We start from the raw sequence: 17,032 nt of genomic DNA, 5'->3' as shown, positions 1-17,032 counted from the left end.
ACCCCGGTCGTGCGCGGGTGGTGGGAGCGTGCGGCCCGTGTTGAGGAACACAGCGGACTTGTTGCCGAAGTGCCCGCTGAGTCGGAGCTTATGAGTGCCGCGAAGGCCTTGCCGGCGTCCGTCCGCTCCAGTTCCAGGACGGCGCGGGACGAGGCATGGTTGAGCGCCTGTTCTCCGGGCTCGACCCGCTGCGCGTAGCCGCGACCAAGCCAGCGGTACTCGGCGACGACATCGTGCGGGTCGTGCCCGACCTCCGGCAGGTCGCCCTCAGGAGCCTGCAGGAGGGCGTGGGCCTTCCCCGCGAGACTCCCAGGATGCGCGTCCGCAGCCTGTCGAGCCGTAGCACCAGAGCCAGCCCGGCGGCAGTGCCGCCATCCATCCTGGGTCGGGCATCAACCGCTGGCGCACCCGACTCGGCTGGCCAACTCGAGCGCGCACTCGACCTACCGCTGAGGAGGACGGCTTGCCGGGCGGGGCCGGTGACCTCGCCGAGTTCGACGCTCTCGTCGGCGCCCTGTTCGGTGGCGGTCTTGGCGAGGACGGTCCGGGTTGGTTCCGGGTCGTCGGGTTCGAGGAGTGCGGCATCGAGGATCACGCGTGCCCGGGGTGCCGGCCACCATCATTGGTCGGTACCCCGGGCCTTGTTGCGTCAGGTCGGGATCAGGGCAGGTGCCAGATCTGGTTGGCGGCGGCGGAGCAGTCCCAGAGGATCAGCTGGGTGCCGGCGGGACCGGCGCCCGAGTCGTCCAGGCACTTGTTGCTCTGCGGGTTCTTGAGGGTGCCGTCGGCCTGGGGCTGCCAGACCTGGTTGCCGGCCCCGTTCACGCAGCCGTACAGCTGGATGGGGGTGTTGTTGCCGGGGTTGGTGCCGGGGGCGGTCATGCATTTGCCGAGGGTGCGCAGGGTGCCGTCGGTGCCGACGGTCCACTGCTGGTTGGCGGCGGTGCCGCTGCAGGCCCAGACGACGATGGGGTTGCCGTCGGTGGTGCCGGCTCCGGAGTCGTCGACGCACAGGCCGTTGATGCCGGTGATGTGGCCGGTGCCGGTGGTCTTGTCCAGGCCGATCTGGACGGTGCCCAGGTGGCTGGCGGCTGTGGCCGGTGTGCCGGAGAGCCGGCTGAACGTCATGCCGGAGACCGGGGCCGACACCTGCTGGACCAGGTAGGACTTGCCGGCCGTGGTCGGGATGGTGAACTGTCCGGCACTGGTGGGGCGGACGATGACGGTCTTCTGGTCGGTGCCGTCGACGACCGAGACGCTCTGGCCGGGCCAGGGATTGCGGATCTTGATCGTGCCGGTGGAGCCGGCGTGGATGCCGACGGTGCCGATGACGCCGCCGTGGACCTGGACGGAGACGGTGCTCCCGCCGTGGATGTACTGGGTGCCGTCGGCGTCCCAGCCCTGTGGCAGGGCCGGAGCGATTCGCAGCAGGCCGTCGTAGTCCTGGACCAGGGCCTCGTTGATCGCCAGTGCGACGTTGGCGGCCTGCTCGATGTACGGCTCGCTGCCGCCGGACTGGCCCCACAGGTTGGCCAGGCCGGTGGGGTAGGTCTGGTACTTCTGGGTGAGCGCGGTCAGGTCGGCGGCGACCCGGTCGGGCAGGCCGAGGCGGGCGGCGTGGACGGCGTCGAAGCTCCAGTCGTTCTGCTGGACGTTGACCCGGCTGTTGTAGGTGCGCTGCGCCAGGGAGAGCAACGGCGAGTTGTCGCCGATCAGGTTGTAGGGCCAGACGGCTTCGAGGTCGTCGTTCTCGGTGTTGTAGACGGGCGCGGTGGGCTGGGAGGACTGGCCGAGGACGTCGGTGCCGGAGGCGTCGGCGGCGGCGGTGAGGTTCTGCCGGTGGGTCGCGGCGTCGGTGCGCGGGTAGTCGGGGATCTGCGGGATCGCGGCCTGCAGCTGGGATACCAGCGTGGCGTCGGTGCTCAGCGCCTGGGCGGCGGAGATCGTGGCGGGGAAGAGGGCCTTCATCGCGTCGACCATGTTGACCGGGTCCTGCACGTTCCACTGGTTCTCGTGGACGTTGGCCACCGCGTGCCGCTTGCCGTCCGCTCCGACGGTCGTGTACGCCAGCAGGAACTGGGCGGGCTGTTGCATGAGCGGGTAGTTGGTGGTGAGGAAGTTCCGGTCGCCGGTGGTCAGGTACTGCTGCCAGACCCACAGGCCGATCTCCGCGCCGGAGGAGACGGTCCGGCCGTTCCAGGTGGACAGGGCGTCGTCGCAGGAGGCGGCGCCGAACGGGTCGCTGTCGCTCTGGAAGCCGTTGCCGTTGAAGCGCATGGTCTCCGGCACGCAGATGCCGGGCCGGTTGCCCGTGTAGGTCCTGGTCCAGGCCTGGATGTTGGCCAGGTTGGAGGTGTAGAGGTTGAACACGCCGGAGTTGAGCGCGGAGGCGCCGGCGCCGATGTTCGCGGCCACCTGGCCGCGCAGGTTCCAGAACCAGTAGCCGGCCGGGTACCAGTTCTGGGTGTCCTGGGAGAAGTTGAAGAGGTCGGCGACGCCGGCCTGGGAGCCGGGCAGCGGCCCGCGGGACTCCTCGGCGGTGTAGAAGTAGTACAGGGTGCGAAGCTTCTCCAGGTAGTTGGCGGTGCCGTCGGCCGAGGAGAGCTTCACCAGGCCGAGCTTGGCCCAGTAGTCGTGCCACCAGCTCAGGTGCGGGGCCTGGAGGGTGCCGGTGCTCGCGGCCGCGTCCGTGCCCAGCAGCGCGGCGGCGGTGGTGGCGGCGTTGCCGCCGGTCCAGCTCGGGCTGCCGACCAGGATGCGGAAGCTGCCGTCGGTGTTGGGGGTGAAGTTCACCTTCACGGTCTGCGAGTCGGTGACCGTGGCAGTGACGTTGCGTCCGCCGGCGGTGAGCGCGGCCAGCGAGCCGAAGGTCCGGCCGGAGCCGGTGGTGGCGTTGTCGTCGACCCAGGTCTCGGCGAGGGTCGCGATGCCGCCCGAGACCGCGGCGGTCGGCGTGCGGCCGGACCACAGGTTGACCGTGGCGGACTGGGCGGTGTTCGGGTCGGCGCCGGTCACGTCCACGACCAACTCGTCCTTGTCGGCGCGGACGTAGATCGTCGCGCTCATCCCGCCGCCGGACTCGCGCAGCACGCCGTCGTACGGGTCGACGGTGGCGGTGAAGTCGGCGGCGTTCGTGATCCGCGACAGGCCGGGGATCTGCAGCCAGCCGGGGGACTTGCGGCCGGGCAGGGTGTCGGCGCGGTTGAGTTGGGCTGTGAAGCCGTTGGCGGCCCAGACCGCGGCGCCGAGAGTGCCGTTGCCCAGCGGCATCGACTGGGTCGCCGCGGTGTTCGGGCTGCCCAGGGCGATGTTCGCCTCGCGGACGAGGCTAGCGGCATCGACGGAGAATGCGCCGCCGGACCAGGCGGTGGTCGTGGTGGCGGCGGTCGCCGTGGCGGGGGACCAGGCGGCGGCGGTGGTACCAAGGGCCAGGGCGACTATCGCCCTGACCACCGGTGCACTTCGCATGGTGCGGCCTTTCAGTGGGGGTGGGTGGGGAGCAATCACTGGTGGTGCGCAGACCGCAGTCCCGTCGTCCCGTTGTCGTGGTGGCTGCTGGTCTGGTTCTGGGGCCCGCCTCGGTCAGCCCGTGGCACGGTTGGCCCGGAGTGACGGGTCGTCAACGTTCTCCTTGGTGACCAGCGGGGCGGGGAGCTGGTGGCCGGCGGGCTTGAGCAGGCCCTTCTGCTGGAGCAGTGCGAGGGTCGGCTGCAGGAACACACCGCCGGCCTGCATGTGGACGCCGCCGGGGTCCGGGTTGGCGGCCAGGGTGGACCGGATGGTTCGGCTCTTCATGTGTCAGACCGTCCTGGGCAGTAGGGGTCGTGCGCACTGGCGGGAGAACGGATGCGCGGGACTCGGCACGTCGCCGTCAGGCGTTGGTGCCGAGGTCCAGCGAGCCGGTGCCCGCGGCCAGCCAGTCTTCGACGGCGGCGACGTGCACGGTGCTGGCACTGGCGGCCAGGACGGCATCGCGGTTGACCAGCGCCTGCCAGATGGCCTCGTGCTCACGGTGGGCCTGCTCGCGGGCGGTGGTGTGCGTACCGCGCACGATGCGTAGCCGCTGCGTGTGGGTGGAGAGGATGCCGAGCAGGGTGGACAGCACGGGGTTGCCGACGGCGTCGGCGATGGTGCGGTGGAACTCGATGTCCAGCTCGATGAACTCCTCGATGCCGACGGCCGCGGCGCTCCGGTCGAGGACGGCCCGCAGCATTCGCAAGTGTTCGTCGGTGAGCAGGCCTGCGGCGAGGGCGGTGGCCTGTGGCTCCAGCAGGCGCCGTACCTGGAGGAGTTGGCGGGCCGTGTGCCCGTGGGAGACGTCGGCGGCGAAGGTCATGGCTTCCAGCAGGAGGTGGGGTTCCAGGCCGGAGACGTATGTGCCGTCGCCCTGCCTGGGGTCGAGGATCCGCATCGCGGTGAGCGCCCGGACGGCCTCGCGCAGCGAGTTGCGCGACAGCCCGAGCTGGTCGGCGAGATCCCCCTCGTTGGGGAGCCTCGCGCCGGGCGGCAGGACGCCGGAGACGATCATCTCCTTGATCTTCTCGATGGCCCGGTCGGTCACCGCCATGGTCTTTCGCCTCCTGCGTGCGGGCATGGGAGTGATGGTCGGTCGAGGGGCGGGGAAGGGGAGGCCGAAGCGGCGCGACCGGTTCCGCCGGGCTGGTCGCGCCGCTTGGGCGGCTCTCAGGCTGTGGGGCCCGTCACTCCTGCTTCTCGCCCGAGGCGAAGCGGGAGATGATCAGCGCGACGATGATGATCGCGCCGTTGAGGAACTGGTTCCACAGTGGCGGCACGCCCGCGAGGGTCATGACGTTGACCACGAGCTGGAGGGTCAGCACCCCGGTCAGGGCGCCGAAGAGGGTGCCGCGGCCGCCGTTGAGGCTGACGCCGCCGATGACGGTGGCGGCGAAGACCTGGAAGATCCACCCGTTGCCCTGGTCGGCGGAGATGGAGCCGTAGTGGCCGGTGTAGAGGACGCCGGCGAACGCAGCCAGCAGGCCACCGAGGATCAGCACGGTCCAGGTGATCCGGTCGACCCGGATGCCGGCGGCGCGGGCGGCCTCGGAGTTGCCGCCGATCGCGTACAGGGCGCGGCCGTGGCGCAGCCAGGCGAGGGCGCAGCCGCCGGCCAGGAAGAGCAGGGCGCAGATCCAGATCGCCGCCGGCACGCCGAGCCAGCTGGTGCTGCCGAGGTAGGTGAAGGAGCCGGGCAGGTTGACGATCGACTGGCCCTGGGAGATGGCGACCTGGAGGCCGCGGAGCAGGGTGAGCGCGCCGAGGGTGACGATGAAGCCGTTGAGGCGCAGCTTGAGGATCAGGAAGCCGTTGATCGCCCCGATGACCGCACCGACGGTCAGGCACAGCGGGATGGCCGCCCAGGAGGGGAAGAGGCCGAGGCCGTTGAAGCGTGCGCCGTGGTCGGGCAGGACCAGCCAGACGGCGATGACGGGGGCCACGCCGATCGTGGATTCCAGGGACAGGTCCATCCGGCCGACGATCAGGATCAGCGCCTCGGCCAGGACCAGCAGGCTCAGTTCGGTGGCCTGCTGGCCGACGCCGAGCAGGTTGTCGGAGGTGAGGAAGGCGGGCGAGACCGCGAATCCGATGATGCCGAGCACCAGGAGTACCGGGACGAGGGAGAGGTCACGGTAGCGGGCGAGCTGGAAGCGGCGCTCGGCGGGCCGGGTGACGGCGGGCGCCGCGTGGGCGCGGACCTCAGTGGTGGGAGACATGGCTTTCCTTCGTGTCGGTCGGGCCGGCCATGCCCTCCATGGCTGAGACCAGTTGTTCGTCGCTCCAGCCGTGCTCGAACTCGGCGACGACGCGGCCGTGGAACATGGCCACCACCCGGTCGCAGACCCGCAGGTCGTCGAGTTCGTCGGACACGATCAGGGCGGTCTTCCCAGCGTCGGCGACCGTGCGGACGGTGCCGAGCAGGGACTCCTTGGACTTGACGTCGACGCCGTTGGTGGGCCGGATGGCGACCAGGACGTCCGGTTCGGTGGCCAGGGCGCGGGCGATGACGACCTTCTGCTGGTTGCCGCCCGAGAGGGCGGACACCGGGGCCGAGGGGCCGGGCGTCTTGATGTCGAGGTCGCCGATCATCCGCTCGGCGAAGGCCCGGGTGCGCGAGGGCAGTACCGTGCCGAACGGCCCGAGCTGGTCGGTGACGGTCAGGGTGGCGTTCTCGGCGACGCTGCGCTGCGGGATGAGGCCCTGGATGTGCCGGTCCTCGGGCACGAAGCCGATGCCGGCCGCGAGAGCGGCGGGAACGCGTCCGGTGCGCACCGGACGGCCGGCGACGGCTATCGTGCCGGCCTGCGGGCGGTGCAGCCCGGCGAGGGTCTCGCCGAGCCGGACGTTGCCGCTGGCGGCCGCTCCGGCCAGGCCCACGACCTCACCGGCCCGCGCGGTCAGGGAGAAGTCCTGGTAGGCGCCGGCCAGGCTCAGGCCGGAGACTTCCAGCAGTGGGGCGCCATCGGGGATCGTGCGGCCCGTCACCGACCAGGCGGGCTCGCTGTCCCGGGAGCTCTCACCGGTCATCGCCTCCACCAGGGCCTGCTGGTCCAGGTCGGCGACCGGTGCGGTGATGATGTGCCGGGCGTCGCGGTAGACCGTGACCGTGGTGCAGAGGTCGTAGACCTCCTGCAGGTGGTGGGAGATGAACAGGAACGCGACGCCCTGCTCCTGCAGTGAGCGCAGCTTGTCGAAGAGCCGCTCGATGCCGCGCGCGTCGAGTTTGGCGGTGGGCTCGTCCAGGATGATGAAGCGGGCCCCGAAGGACAGCGCCCGGGCGATCTCGACGAACTGGCGCTGTTCGACGCTCAGGTCCTCGGCGCGTGCGGTCGGGTCGACGTCCACGCCGTACTCGGCGAGCAGCTCGCCGGCTCGGTGGCGCAGCTGCTTCCAGCTGATCGGGCGCAGCGCACCGGTGCTCTGCCGGTCCAGGAAGAGATTCTCCGCGACGGTCAGCGCCGGGATGATGGTGGAGCGCTGGTAGACGCAGGCGACCCGGGAGCGCCAGGCGTCGGTGTCGCCGGAGGCTGGGGCCGGCTCGCCGTTGAAGCGCAGGGTGCCGGTGTCGGGGTGCTGCAGCCCGGTGAGGATCGAGACGAGGGTGGACTTGCCGGCGCCGTTGCGGCCGACCAGCGCGTGCGACTCGCCGGGCGCGACCGAGATGCGGGCGTCGCTGAGCGCGACGGTGGCGCCGAAGCGCTTGCTGATCCCGTCGGCCTCGACGACTGGGCCCCGGACGGGGCTGGGGTCCGCCATGGCGGGTCCTTTCAAGGTCGTACCCGTGGGCGGCGGTCCGCTGGGGGTGCCGGTGAGCCGCTCACGGGAGTCGGATGGGTCACTTGCCGACGTTGTTGCCCCACAGGGCCTTGTCGTCGACGTTGTCCTTGGTGACCAGCGGAGCGGGCAGCTGGTCCTCCAGGCCGTTCGGCAGCTGGATGATGGTGGACTCGTGGTCGGTCGCACCGGGCTGGAAGGTCTTGCCCTCGGTGGCGGCCTTGGCGTAGTACAGGGCGTACTTGGCGTAGAGGTCGGCGGGCTGGGAGACGGTGGCGTCGATGTCGCCCTTGCGGATCGCGTCGAACTCCTGCGGGATGCCGTCGTTGGAGATGATCGCGATGTGGCCGCTCTGGCCGGCGGGCTTGAGCAGGCCCTTCTGCTGGAGCAGGGCGAGGGTGGGCTGCAGGAAGACGCCGCCGGCCTGCATGTAGATGCCGCCGAGGTCGGGGTTGGCGGCGAGGGTGGACTGGAGCTTGGCGGAGGCGACGTCGCCCTTCCAGTCGGTGGCCAGCTCGATGACCTGGATGCCGGGGAACTTCTCCTTCATGCAGGCGGCGAAGGCCTCGGAGCGGTCGCGTCCGTTGATGGAGCTCAGTGCGCCCTGGAGCTCGGCGACCTTGCCCTTGCCGTCGAGCTGCTTGCCGAGGAACTCGCAGGCCTTGGTGCCGTACGCCTTGTTGTCGGCGCGCACCACCATGTAGACGTTGCCCTTGTCTGGGCGGGTGTCGACGCTGACCACCGGGATCTTCTTGGCCGACAGCGTCTCGAGGGTGGAGGCGATCGCGCCGGTGTCCTGAGGGGCCATCACCACGGCCTTGGCACCGGTGTTCTGGAACACCTGGACGTTGGCGACCAGCTTGGTCACGTCGTTCTGCGAGTTGCTCACCGGCAGGGTGTTCAGGCTCTGGGCGGTGGTGTCCTGCTTGACGTACTGCGCGTAGGAGTTCCAGAAGTCGGAGTCCGCCCGGGGCAGGTCGATGCCGATCGCCGGCTTGCCGGACGCGGACCCGCCGGAGTCGCTGCTGCGGTTGCAGGCCGTGGCGAACCCCGCCAGGACGATCACGGCGGCGGCCGTGGCCGCGATTCTGGAGGAGCGAGGCTTCATGGTGCTGATCTCCTTTGGCTGGGACGTCCGGTCCCCCGTGGACGGGGATCCGGCGTGGCGGGAGGCCGAGAGGCCGTCCCGGTGGGGCGAAGCGGGCAGGGGAGCAGGCCTCCCTTCCAGCCCTCACCAGGAGGGATGCCGGTTCCTGGTTGCGGCGGTCCGTGGCAGACGGAGCCGGATCGCGCTTCCCGCAGTCATCGGATGGCTTGCAGGCCAGGAGGACCATACGAGCCTGACATCTGACTGACAAGAGGAAACCTGGGATGATTCTCAACCGTGACGTCCAGGTTTCCGCCCCGTGTCATGAGTGAAGCGGCACTTCCGCCCTGAGCTGCCAATTTGATGGTTCTTTTGAGGGCGCACGAGTCGAAGGGCGCAGCAAACATCGGAGGACTTCTTGCGGTGGCGTGACGAGGCTCGTATGGTCGGGGCGTCACAGATTCATCCGATGTGTCGGCCGGTGAAGAGTCCCGGCTCGCAGACTTATGACGGGAGCAGGGCATGAAGCTGCTGCGGATCGGACCGGCGGGCGAAGAGGTTCCGGCGGCACTCGGCGACGACGGGCGGGTCTTCGCACTCACGGGCGTGACCACCGACATCGACGGGGCGTTCCTCGCGTCGGGCGGGATCGATCGCGTCCGCGACGCTCTTGCCGCCGACACACTTCCCGAGCTCGACCCCTCCGGCCTGCGGGTCGGAGCGCCGGTTGCCCGGCCGGGCAAGGTCGTGTGTATCGGCCTCAACTACCGTGACCACGCCGAGGAGACCGGAGCGGCTGTCCCCGTCCGGCCGGTGGTGTTCATGAAGGACCCGTCCACGGTGGTCGGTCCCTGTGACGGGGTGCTGATCCCGCGTGGTTCGACGAAGACCGACTGGGAGGTGGAGCTGGCGGTCGTGATCGGCCGTGAGGCCCGCTACCTGGACTCGCCGGACCAGGCCCTGGCCCATGTCGCGGGCTTCGCGATCAGCAACGACGTGTCCGAGCGCGAGTTCCAGCTGGAGTATTCCGGGCAGTGGGACCTCGGCAAGTCCTGCGAGACCTTCAACCCGCTCGGTCCGTGGCTGGTCACCCCGGACGAGGCCGACGACCCGCAGGCCCTGGGCCTGCGTCTGGCCGTCAACGGCGAGACGCGACAGGACGGCAACACCAAGAACATGATCTTCGATGTCGCCCACATCGTCTGGTACCTCAGCCAGTACATGGTGCTCAACCCCGGCGACGTCATCAACACCGGCACCCCGGCCGGCGTGGCCCTGGGCCTGCCCGGCAACCCTTACCTGCGCGCGGGCGACACCGTCGAGCTGGCCATCGACGGCCTCGGCACCCAGCGCCAGACCTTCTCCAACGCGTGAAAGGCACCACCTTGTTCGCAACTACGGCGCGGATCACCGCCGTCGACACCTACGACATCCGCTTCCCCACCTCGCGGGAGCTGGACGGGTCCGACGCGATGAATCCCGACCCCGACTACTCCGCCGCCTACGTCGTCCTGCGCGCCTCCGCGGGCGGCCACGAGGGCCACGGGTTCACCTTCACCATCGGCCGTGGCAACGACGTCCAGGTCGCCGCCATCGACGCGCTGAGCGAGCACATCGTCGGACGTCCCGTCGTCGAGCTGTGCGCCGACCCCGGCTCCCTGTATCGCGACCTGATCGGCGACAGCCAGCTGCGCTGGCTGGGGCCCGAGAAGGGCGTGATGCACATGGCCATCGGAGCCGTGGTCAACGCCGTCTGGGACCTCGCCGCCAAGCGCGAGGGCAAGCCGCTGTGGCAGCTGCTCGCTGACGCCGACCCCGAGTGGCTGGTCTCCCAGATCGACTTCCGGTACATCGCGGACGCGCTCACCCCCGAGGAGGCGCTGGAGCTGCTGACCAAGGGCCGGCATGGCGCGGCCGACCGGACCGCCTTGTTGCTGCGGCGCGGCTACCCCGCCTACACCACCTCGCCCGGCTGGCTCGGGTACTCGGACGAGAAGCTCACCCGCCTCGCCAAGCAGGCGGTGGCCGACGGCTTCAGCCAGATCAAGCTGAAGGTCGGCGCCGACCTTCAAGACGACATCCGCCGCTGCCGCACCGCCCGCCAGGCCGTCGGCCCGGACATTCGCATGGCGATCGACGCCAACCAGCGCTGGAACGTCGCCGAGGCGATCGAGTGGACGAACGCCCTCGCCGAGTTCGACCCGTACTGGATCGAGGAACCGACCAGCCCGGACGACGTCCTCGGCCACGCCGCCATCCGCAAGGGTGTCCGCCCGATCAAGGTCGCCACCGGCGAGCACGTCCAGAACCGCATCGTCTTCAAGCAGCTGCTCCAGGCCGGCGCGATCGACGTCCTCCAGCTGGACTCGGCCCGGGTGGCCGGTGTCAACGAGAACCTCGCCATCCTGCTGCTCGCCGCCAAGTTCGGCGTCCCGGTCTGCCCGCACGCCGGTGGCGTGGGCCTGTGCGAACTGGTCCAGCACCTGTCGATGTTCGACTACGTCGCGCTCTCCGGGACCACTCAGGACCGGGTGATCGAGTACGTCGACCACCTCCACCAGCACTTCCTCGACCCCGTCGTCATCGACGCTGGCCACTACCGGGCGCCCACCGTACCCGGCTTCTCCGCCACCATGCACCAGGCCACCATCGACACCTACACCTACCCCGACGGCGCGTTCTGGGCCGCCGACCGGGCCGCCGCCGAGCAGCAGGAGCGCTCATGACCACCCGCGACCTCGACGGCCTGACCGCCCTGGTCACCGGCGGCGCCTCCGGCATCGGACTGGCCACCGCCCGACTCCTCGCCGACCGCGGTGCGGACGTCGCCGTCCTGGACCTCGACCCGAGCGGTGTCCACACCCCGCTGCGCGGCTTCACCGCCGACGTCTCCGACGATCAGTCCGTGCGCGCCGCCGTCGAGGCGGCGGCCGAAGCGCTCGCCGGGATCGACATCCTGGTCAACAACGCCGGTATCGGCGCCGCCGGAACCGTGGAGGACAACCCGGACGAGCAGTGGCACCGTGTCCTGGACGTCAACGTGCTCGGCATCGTCCGCACCACCCGCGCCGCGCTGCCCCACCTGCGTCGCTCGGCGGCGGCCTCAGTGGTGAACACCTGCTCCATCGCCGCGACCGCCGGACTGCCTCAGCGCGCGCTGTACTCGGCGAGCAAGGGCGCCGTCCTCTCGCTCACCCTGGCCATGGCGGCCGACCACGTCCGCGAGGGCATCCGGGTCAACTGCGTCAACCCGGGCACCGTCGACACCCCGTGGGTCGCACGACTGCTGGACGCGGTCGACGACCCGGCCGCCGAACGCGCTGCCCTGAACGCCCGCCAGCCCACCGGCCGACTGGTCAGCGCCGAGGAGGTCGCCGCAGCCATCGCCTACCTCGCCTCCCCGGCCGCCGCCAGCGTCACCGGCACCGCGCTCGCCGTCGACGGCGGCATGGCCGGCCTGCGCCTGCGACAGGAGCCACGCCCGTGAACCTGCGCCACCGCCCGCTCGGCGGCAGCAGGGTCCAGGTCACCGAACTCGCCTTCGGCGCAGCCGGCATCGGCAACCTGTTCACCCCGGTCACCGACGAACAGGCCGAACAAGCTGTCACCGCCGCCTGGGAAGCGGGCGTACGGTACTTCGACACCGCCCCGCACTACGGCCTGGGCTTGTCCGAGCGCCGCCTCGGTGATGCGCTGCGCGACCTGCCCCGGGACGACTTCACCCTGTCCACGAAGGTCGGCCGGCTGCTGGAGCCGACCCCCTCCGTCGACGGCGACGACCTGGCCAACGGCTTCGCCGTGCCCGCCACCCACCAGCGGGTCTGGGACTTCAGCGCCCGGGGCGTGCGCCACTCCGTCGAGGACAGCCTGAACCGGCTCGGCCTCGACCGAATCGACATCGCCTACCTGCACGACCCCGACGGCCACGCTGAACAGGCACTCGACGAGGCCTACCCCGAACTCGAACGCCTGCGCGCGGAGGGAGTCATCGGAGCGATCGGCCTCGGCATGAACCAGGCCGAGCTGCCCGCCCGCTTCATCCGCGAGACCGACATCGACGCCGTCCTGCTGGCCGGCCGCTACACCCTGCTCGACCAGCGAGGACTGGCCGAACTGCTGCCCTTGGCGCAGCAGCGGGGCGTCGGCGTGGTCATCGGAGGGGTTTTCAACTCCGGCCTGCTCGCCGACCCCCGCCCGGGTGCCACCTTCGACTACACCGCGGCCCCCGTCCACCTGCTCGACCGGGCCCTGGAGTTCAAGGCGGTATGTGAGAGGTACGGCGTACCGCTGCGCGCCGCCGCCCTGCGCTTCCCGTTCGGGCACCCGGCGGTGGCGAGCGTCCTGGTCGGCACCCGCAGCGCCGCCGAGGCCCGGGACGCCTCCGCCATGCTCGATCACCCCGTCCCGGCGGCGCTCTGGGCAGAACTCAGGGACCACGGACTGCTGCGGGAGGGCGTTCCCACCCCCGAGGAGGCGAGCTGATGCGCATCGCCCTGTTCATCACCTGTTTCAACGACACGATGTTCCCCGAGACCGGCCGTGCGGTGGTGACCGTACTGGAGCGGCTGGGCCACACCGTCTACTTCCCGCAGGAACAGACCTGCTGCGGGCAGATGCACTTCAACACCGGCTACCGCCCCGACGCCGTCCCACTGGTGGCCCGCTTCGCCCGGACCTTCGCCGACTACGACGCCGTCATCACGCCGTCCGCCTCCTGCGCCGGCATGGTCAAGGAGAACCACCCGTTGCTGGCCCGGGAGTACGGGCCCGCCGGCCTCCAACAGCAGGTCGCCGAACTGGTCCCCCGGGTGCACGAGTTCACCGAGTTCCTGACCGACGTCCTCGGCGTCACCGACGTCGGCGCCCGCTTCCCGCACCGCGTCGCCTACCACCCCACCTGCCACTCGCTGCGCGGCCTCCGTCTCGGCGACCGCCCCGACCGCCTGCTGCGCGCCGTCGAGGACCTGGACCTGGTCGACCTGCCCGCGGCCGACTCCTGCTGCGGCTTCGGCGGCACCTTCGCCGTCAAGAACGCCGACACCTCCGCCGCGATGCTCGCCGACAAGAACACTGCCGTCCTGGACAGCGGCGCCGACGTCCTGTGCGCCGCCGACAACTCCTGCCTGATGCACATCGGCGGCGGACTGTCCCGCCAGGGCTCGACCGTGCGCACCATGCACATCGCCGAGATCCTCGCCGCCTCCGAAGGAACCGCACGATGAGCAACCCCGGCAGCCGTGGCGTCGTCTGGCTCGGCGCCCCGTCCTTCCCCGACGCCGCCCGCGAGGCGCTCGGCAACACCCAGCTGCGTGCCAACCTGAAACGGGCCACCACGACCATTCGCGACAAGCGGCTCGTGGTTGCCTCCGAACTGGACGACTGGGAGCAGCTGCGCGACGCCGCCGCCGCGATCAAGAAGCGGACCTCACGCCACCTCGACCGTTACCTCGTCCAGTTGGAAGCCGCCGTCACCGCCGCGGGCGGCTCCGTGCACTGGGCCTCGGACGCCGTCGAGGCCAACCACATCGTGACCGAACTCGTGCAGGCCACCGGCGAACGCGAAGTCGTGAAGATCAAGTCCATGGCCACGCAGGAAATCGGCCTCAACGAGGCCCTGGCCGAAGCCGGCATCACCGCGTACGAGACCGACTTGGCCGAGCTCATCGTCCAGCTCGGTGACGACCGGCCCTCCCACATCCTCGTCCCCGCGATCCACAGGAACCGCACCGAGGTCCGGGACCTGTTCGTTGCCGAGATGGGCCACTGGGGCCGGCCCGCACCGGACGGGATCACCGACTCACCCGCCGAGCTGGCCGACGCGGCCCGGCTGCACCTGCGGCGGAAGTTCCTCTCCGCCAAGGTGGCCGTCTCCGGTGCCAACTTCGCCGTCGCCGACACCGGCACGGTCGTGGTTGTAGAGTCCGAGGGCAACGGCCGGATGTGCCTCACCCTGCCCGAGACCCTCATCACCGTGATGGGCATCGAGAAGGTCGTCCCCACCTGGACCGACCTGGAGGTCTTCCTCCAGCTCCTGCCCCGCTCGTCCACCGGCGAGCGGATGAACCCCTACACCTCCACCTGGACCGGGGTGACGCAGGGCGACGGCCCGCAGGACTTCCACCTGGTCCTCCTCGACAACGGCCGCACCGACACCCTCGCCGACACCGTCGGCCGCCAGGCCCTCGCCTGCATCCGCTGCTCCGCCTGCCTCAACGTCTGCCCCGTCTACGAGCGCACCGGCGGCCACGCCTACGGCTCCGTCTACCCCGGACCGATCGGCGCCGTCCTCACCCCCCAGCTCGTCGGCGTGGCGAACGCCGCTTCGCTGCCGTTCGCCTCCACCCTGTGCGGAGCCTGCTACGACGCCTGCCCGGTGAAGATCAACATCCCCGAGGTGCTGGCCCACCTGCGGGCCAAGGCCGTCGAGAGCAAGCCGAAGCGGGCGGAGGCGCTGGCCATGAAGGCCGCCGCCACCGTCCTCGACTCCCCGCGGCTGCTCTCCGCCGCCCAGAAGGCGGCCGCCCTCGGCGGCCGGGCCCTGGCCCGGGACGGAAGGATCGGCCGACTGCCGGGCCCGCTGCACGGCTGGTCCGACACCCGCGACACCCCCGCACCCCCCGCCGAGTCCTTCCGCACCTGGTGGCGAAAGAACAGGGACCAAGAAGCATGAACAGCCGCCAGGCCATCCTCGGCCGTATCCGCGCCGCGCTCATCGACGTCCCCGCCGGCGAACTGCCCAGCGACGTCCCCGTACCCCGAACCTACCGCCGTAGGCACACAGAGCCGGGCGAGGACACCGTCGCCCTGTTCGCCGAGCGGGTCGCCGACTACCGCGCCACCGTCACCCGCACCGACGAGGCGGGCCTGCCGACCGCCATCGCCGCCGCGCTCACCGCCCGCGGGGCGAGAAGCCTGGCGCTGCCTGGCGGCTTCCCCGCCGAGCTGCTGCCTCCCGGCGAATGGGAGTGGCACGCAGAACCGCTGGACATGGCGGTGCTCGACAGCTTGGACGGCGCGATCACCCTGGCCGCCGCCGGCATTGCCGTCACCGGGACCATCGTCCTCGACGCCGGCCCCGGCCAGGGCCGCCGCGCCCTCACCCTCGTCCCCGACTTGCACCTGTGCATCGTCCGCACCGCACAGATCGTCGCCGACGTCCCCGACGCCCTCGCCCGCCTCGACCCGCGGAACCCGCTCACCTTCATCTCGGGGCCGTCCGCCACCAGCGACATCGAACTCGAACGCGTGGAAGGCGTGCACGGCCCGCGCTCCCTGCAGGTCATCATCGTCGACCACCCCACCCACCCGGAGCAGCCATGAGTGTCGCCCTGCACACCCGCGTCCGCGCCGACCGGATCGCCGAGTACGAGGCCGCCCACCGGGACGTGCCCGCCGACCTCGTCGCAGCCATCCGGGCCGCCGGCGTCACCTCGTGGAGGATCTGGCGCAGCGGTTGCGACCTGTTCCACCTGCTGGAGTGCGAGAGCTACCCCCGGCTCCTCGCCGAACTGGAGCACCTCCCGGTCAACGTCGCCTGGCAGGAGAAGATGGGCGAACTGCTCGACGTCAACCACGACTACTCCGACACCGGTGCCGGGGCCGGCCTCCCGGTGGTGTGGGAGCTGTGACCGGACCTCAGATCATCGACGCGCACCACCACGTCTGGGACCTCGCGGTGCGGCCGCAGCCCTGGATCAGCGGTGAGGCCCTCGCTCCACTGGCCCGCTCCTTCACCGCCGCCGACCTCGCCCCCGAAGCCGCGGAGGCCGCAGTGGCCGCCACGGTCGTCGTGCAGACCGTCTGCGTCCCCGAGGAGACCCCCGAACTGCTGGCGCTGGCCGACGGCAGCGACCTGGTCGCCGGCGTCGTCGGCTGGACCGACCTCACCGCCGCCGACGTCGTCGACGCGATCGCCGCCCTCCGTGAACTCCCCGGCGGGGATCGGCTGGTGGGCATCAGACATCAGGTCCAGGAGGAGCCCGATCCCGAGTGGCTGCTGCGCCCCGACGTACAGCGCGGCCTGCTCGCCGTGGCCGAGGCCGGCCTCGTCTACGACCTCGTCGTCAGGCCGCACCAGTTGCGCACCGCCGCCCTCGCGGCCGCCCGACTTCCCGGCCTGACGTTCGTCCTCGACCACCTCGGCAAGCCCCCGATCGCCGACGGCACGCTCTACCCCTGGGCAGCGGACCTGCGCCGCCTGGCCGCGCTGCCCAATACGGTGGGCAAACTCTCAGGCCTGGTGACGGAAGCCGCCCCTGGCCGGTGGCGTCCTGCGGACCTCGCGCCGTACACCGACACCGCCCTGGAGGCCTTCGGCCCGCAACGGCTCCTCTTCGGCTCCGACTGGCCGGTCTGCACCCTGGAGGCCGGCTACACCGAGGTCACCCGGATCACCAGGCACCTCGTGGACGGGCTCAGCGCGAGGGAGAGGGACGCGGTGTTCCGGCACAACGCGATCCGCGTGTACGGGCTCGGCGGCCAGCGCAGGCCTGCCGAGGGACGTCCAGGCCCGACGGGTCCGTAGCCGACCCGGACGAAGGACGGCCCGCCCGGGGCAGCTGCCGCACGGACGGGCACCGGTGGATAGCGCCGGACCGCTTTGACCTGTCACGGTCAAGGTGATCTGGGCGGCCGCCGTGGAAGCTATGCTGCAAC

General features: G+C 70.9%; 15 protein-coding genes. 9 read left to right on the top strand and 6 right to left on the bottom strand.

All coding sequences use genetic code 11. From position 1 onward, the window contains the following. Positions 1–660: 660 nt before the first annotated feature. The 6 genes from ACZ52J_RS32260 to ACZ52J_RS32235 all read right to left on the bottom strand — a co-directional run bounded on the left by ACZ52J_RS32260 (position 661) and on the right by ACZ52J_RS32235 (position 8,398). A complete protein-coding gene (locus tag ACZ52J_RS32260; protein ID WP_465623775.1) occupies positions 661–3,468 on the bottom strand; it encodes a ricin-type beta-trefoil lectin domain protein in 2,808 nt (935 codons plus the stop codon). 114 nt (positions 3,469–3,582) lie between these two features. Further along, the gene (locus tag ACZ52J_RS32255) at positions 3,583–3,795 is read right to left on the bottom strand and encodes a hypothetical protein (protein ID WP_465623773.1); all 213 of its coding nucleotides are present in this window, start codon (positions 3,793–3,795) and stop codon (positions 3,583–3,585) included. Positions 3,796–3,871: 76 nt separating this feature from the next. Beyond that, positions 3,872–4,567: a FadR/GntR family transcriptional regulator gene (locus ACZ52J_RS32250; RefSeq protein WP_465623771.1), complete on the bottom strand. Its 696-nt coding sequence runs from the start codon at positions 4,565–4,567 to the stop codon at positions 3,872–3,874. Positions 4,568–4,700: 133 nt separating this feature from the next. After that, complete coding sequence (locus ACZ52J_RS32245) at positions 4,701–5,732, bottom strand: ABC transporter permease (protein WP_465623769.1); 1,032 nt, start codon at positions 5,730–5,732, stop codon at positions 4,701–4,703. Further along, the gene (locus ACZ52J_RS32240) at positions 5,716–7,272 is read right to left on the bottom strand and encodes a sugar ABC transporter ATP-binding protein (protein WP_465623767.1); all 1,557 of its coding nucleotides are present in this window, start codon (positions 7,270–7,272) and stop codon (positions 5,716–5,718) included. Before ACZ52J_RS32240 ends, ACZ52J_RS32245 begins: the two co-directional genes overlap by 17 nt. A gap of 79 nt (positions 7,273–7,351) precedes the next feature. Continuing rightward, entirely contained in the window at positions 7,352–8,398 is a 1,047-nt protein-coding gene (locus tag ACZ52J_RS32235; RefSeq protein WP_465623765.1) for a sugar ABC transporter substrate-binding protein, read from the bottom strand. Between the two features lie 501 nt (positions 8,399–8,899). Here ACZ52J_RS32235 and ACZ52J_RS32230 point away from each other — a divergent pair. Genes ACZ52J_RS32230 through ACZ52J_RS32190 form a run of 9 tightly spaced genes read left to right on the top strand, consistent with a single transcriptional unit; the run spans position 8,900 to position 16,901 of the window. Continuing rightward, entirely contained in the window at positions 8,900–9,751 is an 852-nt protein-coding gene (locus tag ACZ52J_RS32230) for a fumarylacetoacetate hydrolase family protein (RefSeq protein ID WP_465623764.1), read from the top strand. Between the two features lie 11 nt (positions 9,752–9,762). Beyond that, a complete protein-coding gene (locus tag ACZ52J_RS32225; protein WP_465623762.1) occupies positions 9,763–11,103 on the top strand; it encodes an L-fuconate dehydratase in 1,341 nt (446 codons plus the stop codon). Then, complete coding sequence (locus tag ACZ52J_RS32220; protein WP_465623760.1) at positions 11,100–11,864, top strand: SDR family NAD(P)-dependent oxidoreductase; 765 nt, start codon at positions 11,100–11,102, stop codon at positions 11,862–11,864. The genes ACZ52J_RS32225 and ACZ52J_RS32220 overlap by 4 nt, the downstream gene beginning before the upstream one ends. 2 nt (positions 11,865–11,866) lie before the next feature. Next, positions 11,867–12,859, top strand: coding sequence for an aldo/keto reductase (locus tag ACZ52J_RS32215; RefSeq protein WP_465623831.1), 993 nt, complete (start codon positions 11,867–11,869; stop codon positions 12,857–12,859). Continuing rightward, positions 12,859–13,599 carry a (Fe-S)-binding protein gene (locus ACZ52J_RS32210; protein ID WP_465623759.1) on the top strand — a complete coding sequence of 247 codons (741 nt, stop codon included), beginning with the start codon at positions 12,859–12,861 and terminating at the stop codon, positions 13,597–13,599. Before ACZ52J_RS32215 ends, ACZ52J_RS32210 begins: the two co-directional genes overlap by 1 nt. Then, positions 13,596–15,047, top strand: a complete 1,452-nt coding sequence (locus tag ACZ52J_RS32205) for a LutB/LldF family L-lactate oxidation iron-sulfur protein (protein ID WP_465623757.1) — start codon at positions 13,596–13,598, stop codon at positions 15,045–15,047. Before ACZ52J_RS32210 ends, ACZ52J_RS32205 begins: the two co-directional genes overlap by 4 nt. Continuing rightward, positions 15,044–15,697 (top strand): LutC/YkgG family protein, encoded by a 654-nt coding sequence (locus ACZ52J_RS32200; RefSeq protein ID WP_465623755.1) that lies wholly within the window; start codon positions 15,044–15,046, stop codon positions 15,695–15,697. The genes ACZ52J_RS32205 and ACZ52J_RS32200 overlap by 4 nt, the downstream gene beginning before the upstream one ends. Next, positions 15,694–16,005 carry an L-rhamnose mutarotase gene (locus ACZ52J_RS32195; protein ID WP_392940886.1) on the top strand — a complete coding sequence of 104 codons (312 nt, stop codon included), beginning with the start codon at positions 15,694–15,696 and terminating at the stop codon, positions 16,003–16,005. The genes ACZ52J_RS32200 and ACZ52J_RS32195 overlap by 4 nt, the downstream gene beginning before the upstream one ends. Then, a complete protein-coding gene (locus tag ACZ52J_RS32190) occupies positions 16,002–16,901 on the top strand; it encodes an amidohydrolase family protein (protein WP_465623754.1) in 900 nt (299 codons plus the stop codon). The genes ACZ52J_RS32195 and ACZ52J_RS32190 overlap by 4 nt, the downstream gene beginning before the upstream one ends. The last annotated feature ends 131 nt before the right edge of the window (positions 16,902–17,032 follow it).

The sequence above is a fragment of the Kitasatospora sp. NPDC034035 genome, assembly GCF_055575755.1.
This window is presented reverse-complemented; position numbering and strand designations above follow the sequence as displayed.

Bases quoted from the DNA above. Each gene is read 5' to 3' on its own strand.
- ACZ52J_RS32260 (WP_465623775.1), bottom strand. From the start codon at position 3,468: ATGCGAAGTGCACCGGTGGTCAGGGCGATAGTCGCCCTGGCCCTTGGT.
- ACZ52J_RS32255 (WP_465623773.1), bottom strand. From the start codon at position 3,795: ATGAAGAGCCGAACCATCCGGTCCACCCTGGCCGCCAACCCGGACCCC.
- ACZ52J_RS32250 (WP_465623771.1), bottom strand. From the start codon at position 4,567: ATGGCGGTGACCGACCGGGCCATCGAGAAGATCAAGGAGATGATCGTC.
- ACZ52J_RS32245 (WP_465623769.1), bottom strand. From the start codon at position 5,732: ATGTCTCCCACCACTGAGGTCCGCGCCCACGCGGCGCCCGCCGTCACC.
- ACZ52J_RS32240 (WP_465623767.1), bottom strand. From the start codon at position 7,272: ATGGCGGACCCCAGCCCCGTCCGGGGCCCAGTCGTCGAGGCCGACGGG.
- ACZ52J_RS32235 (WP_465623765.1), bottom strand. From the start codon at position 8,398: ATGAAGCCTCGCTCCTCCAGAATCGCGGCCACGGCCGCCGCCGTGATC.
- ACZ52J_RS32230 (WP_465623764.1), top strand. From the start codon at position 8,900: ATGAAGCTGCTGCGGATCGGACCGGCGGGCGAAGAGGTTCCGGCGGCA.
- ACZ52J_RS32220 (WP_465623760.1), top strand. From the start codon at position 11,100: ATGACCACCCGCGACCTCGACGGCCTGACCGCCCTGGTCACCGGCGGC.
- ACZ52J_RS32210 (WP_465623759.1), top strand. From the start codon at position 12,859: ATGCGCATCGCCCTGTTCATCACCTGTTTCAACGACACGATGTTCCCC.
- ACZ52J_RS32205 (WP_465623757.1), top strand. From the start codon at position 13,596: ATGAGCAACCCCGGCAGCCGTGGCGTCGTCTGGCTCGGCGCCCCGTCC.
- ACZ52J_RS32200 (WP_465623755.1), top strand. From the start codon at position 15,044: ATGAACAGCCGCCAGGCCATCCTCGGCCGTATCCGCGCCGCGCTCATC.
- ACZ52J_RS32195 (WP_392940886.1), top strand. From the start codon at position 15,694: ATGAGTGTCGCCCTGCACACCCGCGTCCGCGCCGACCGGATCGCCGAG.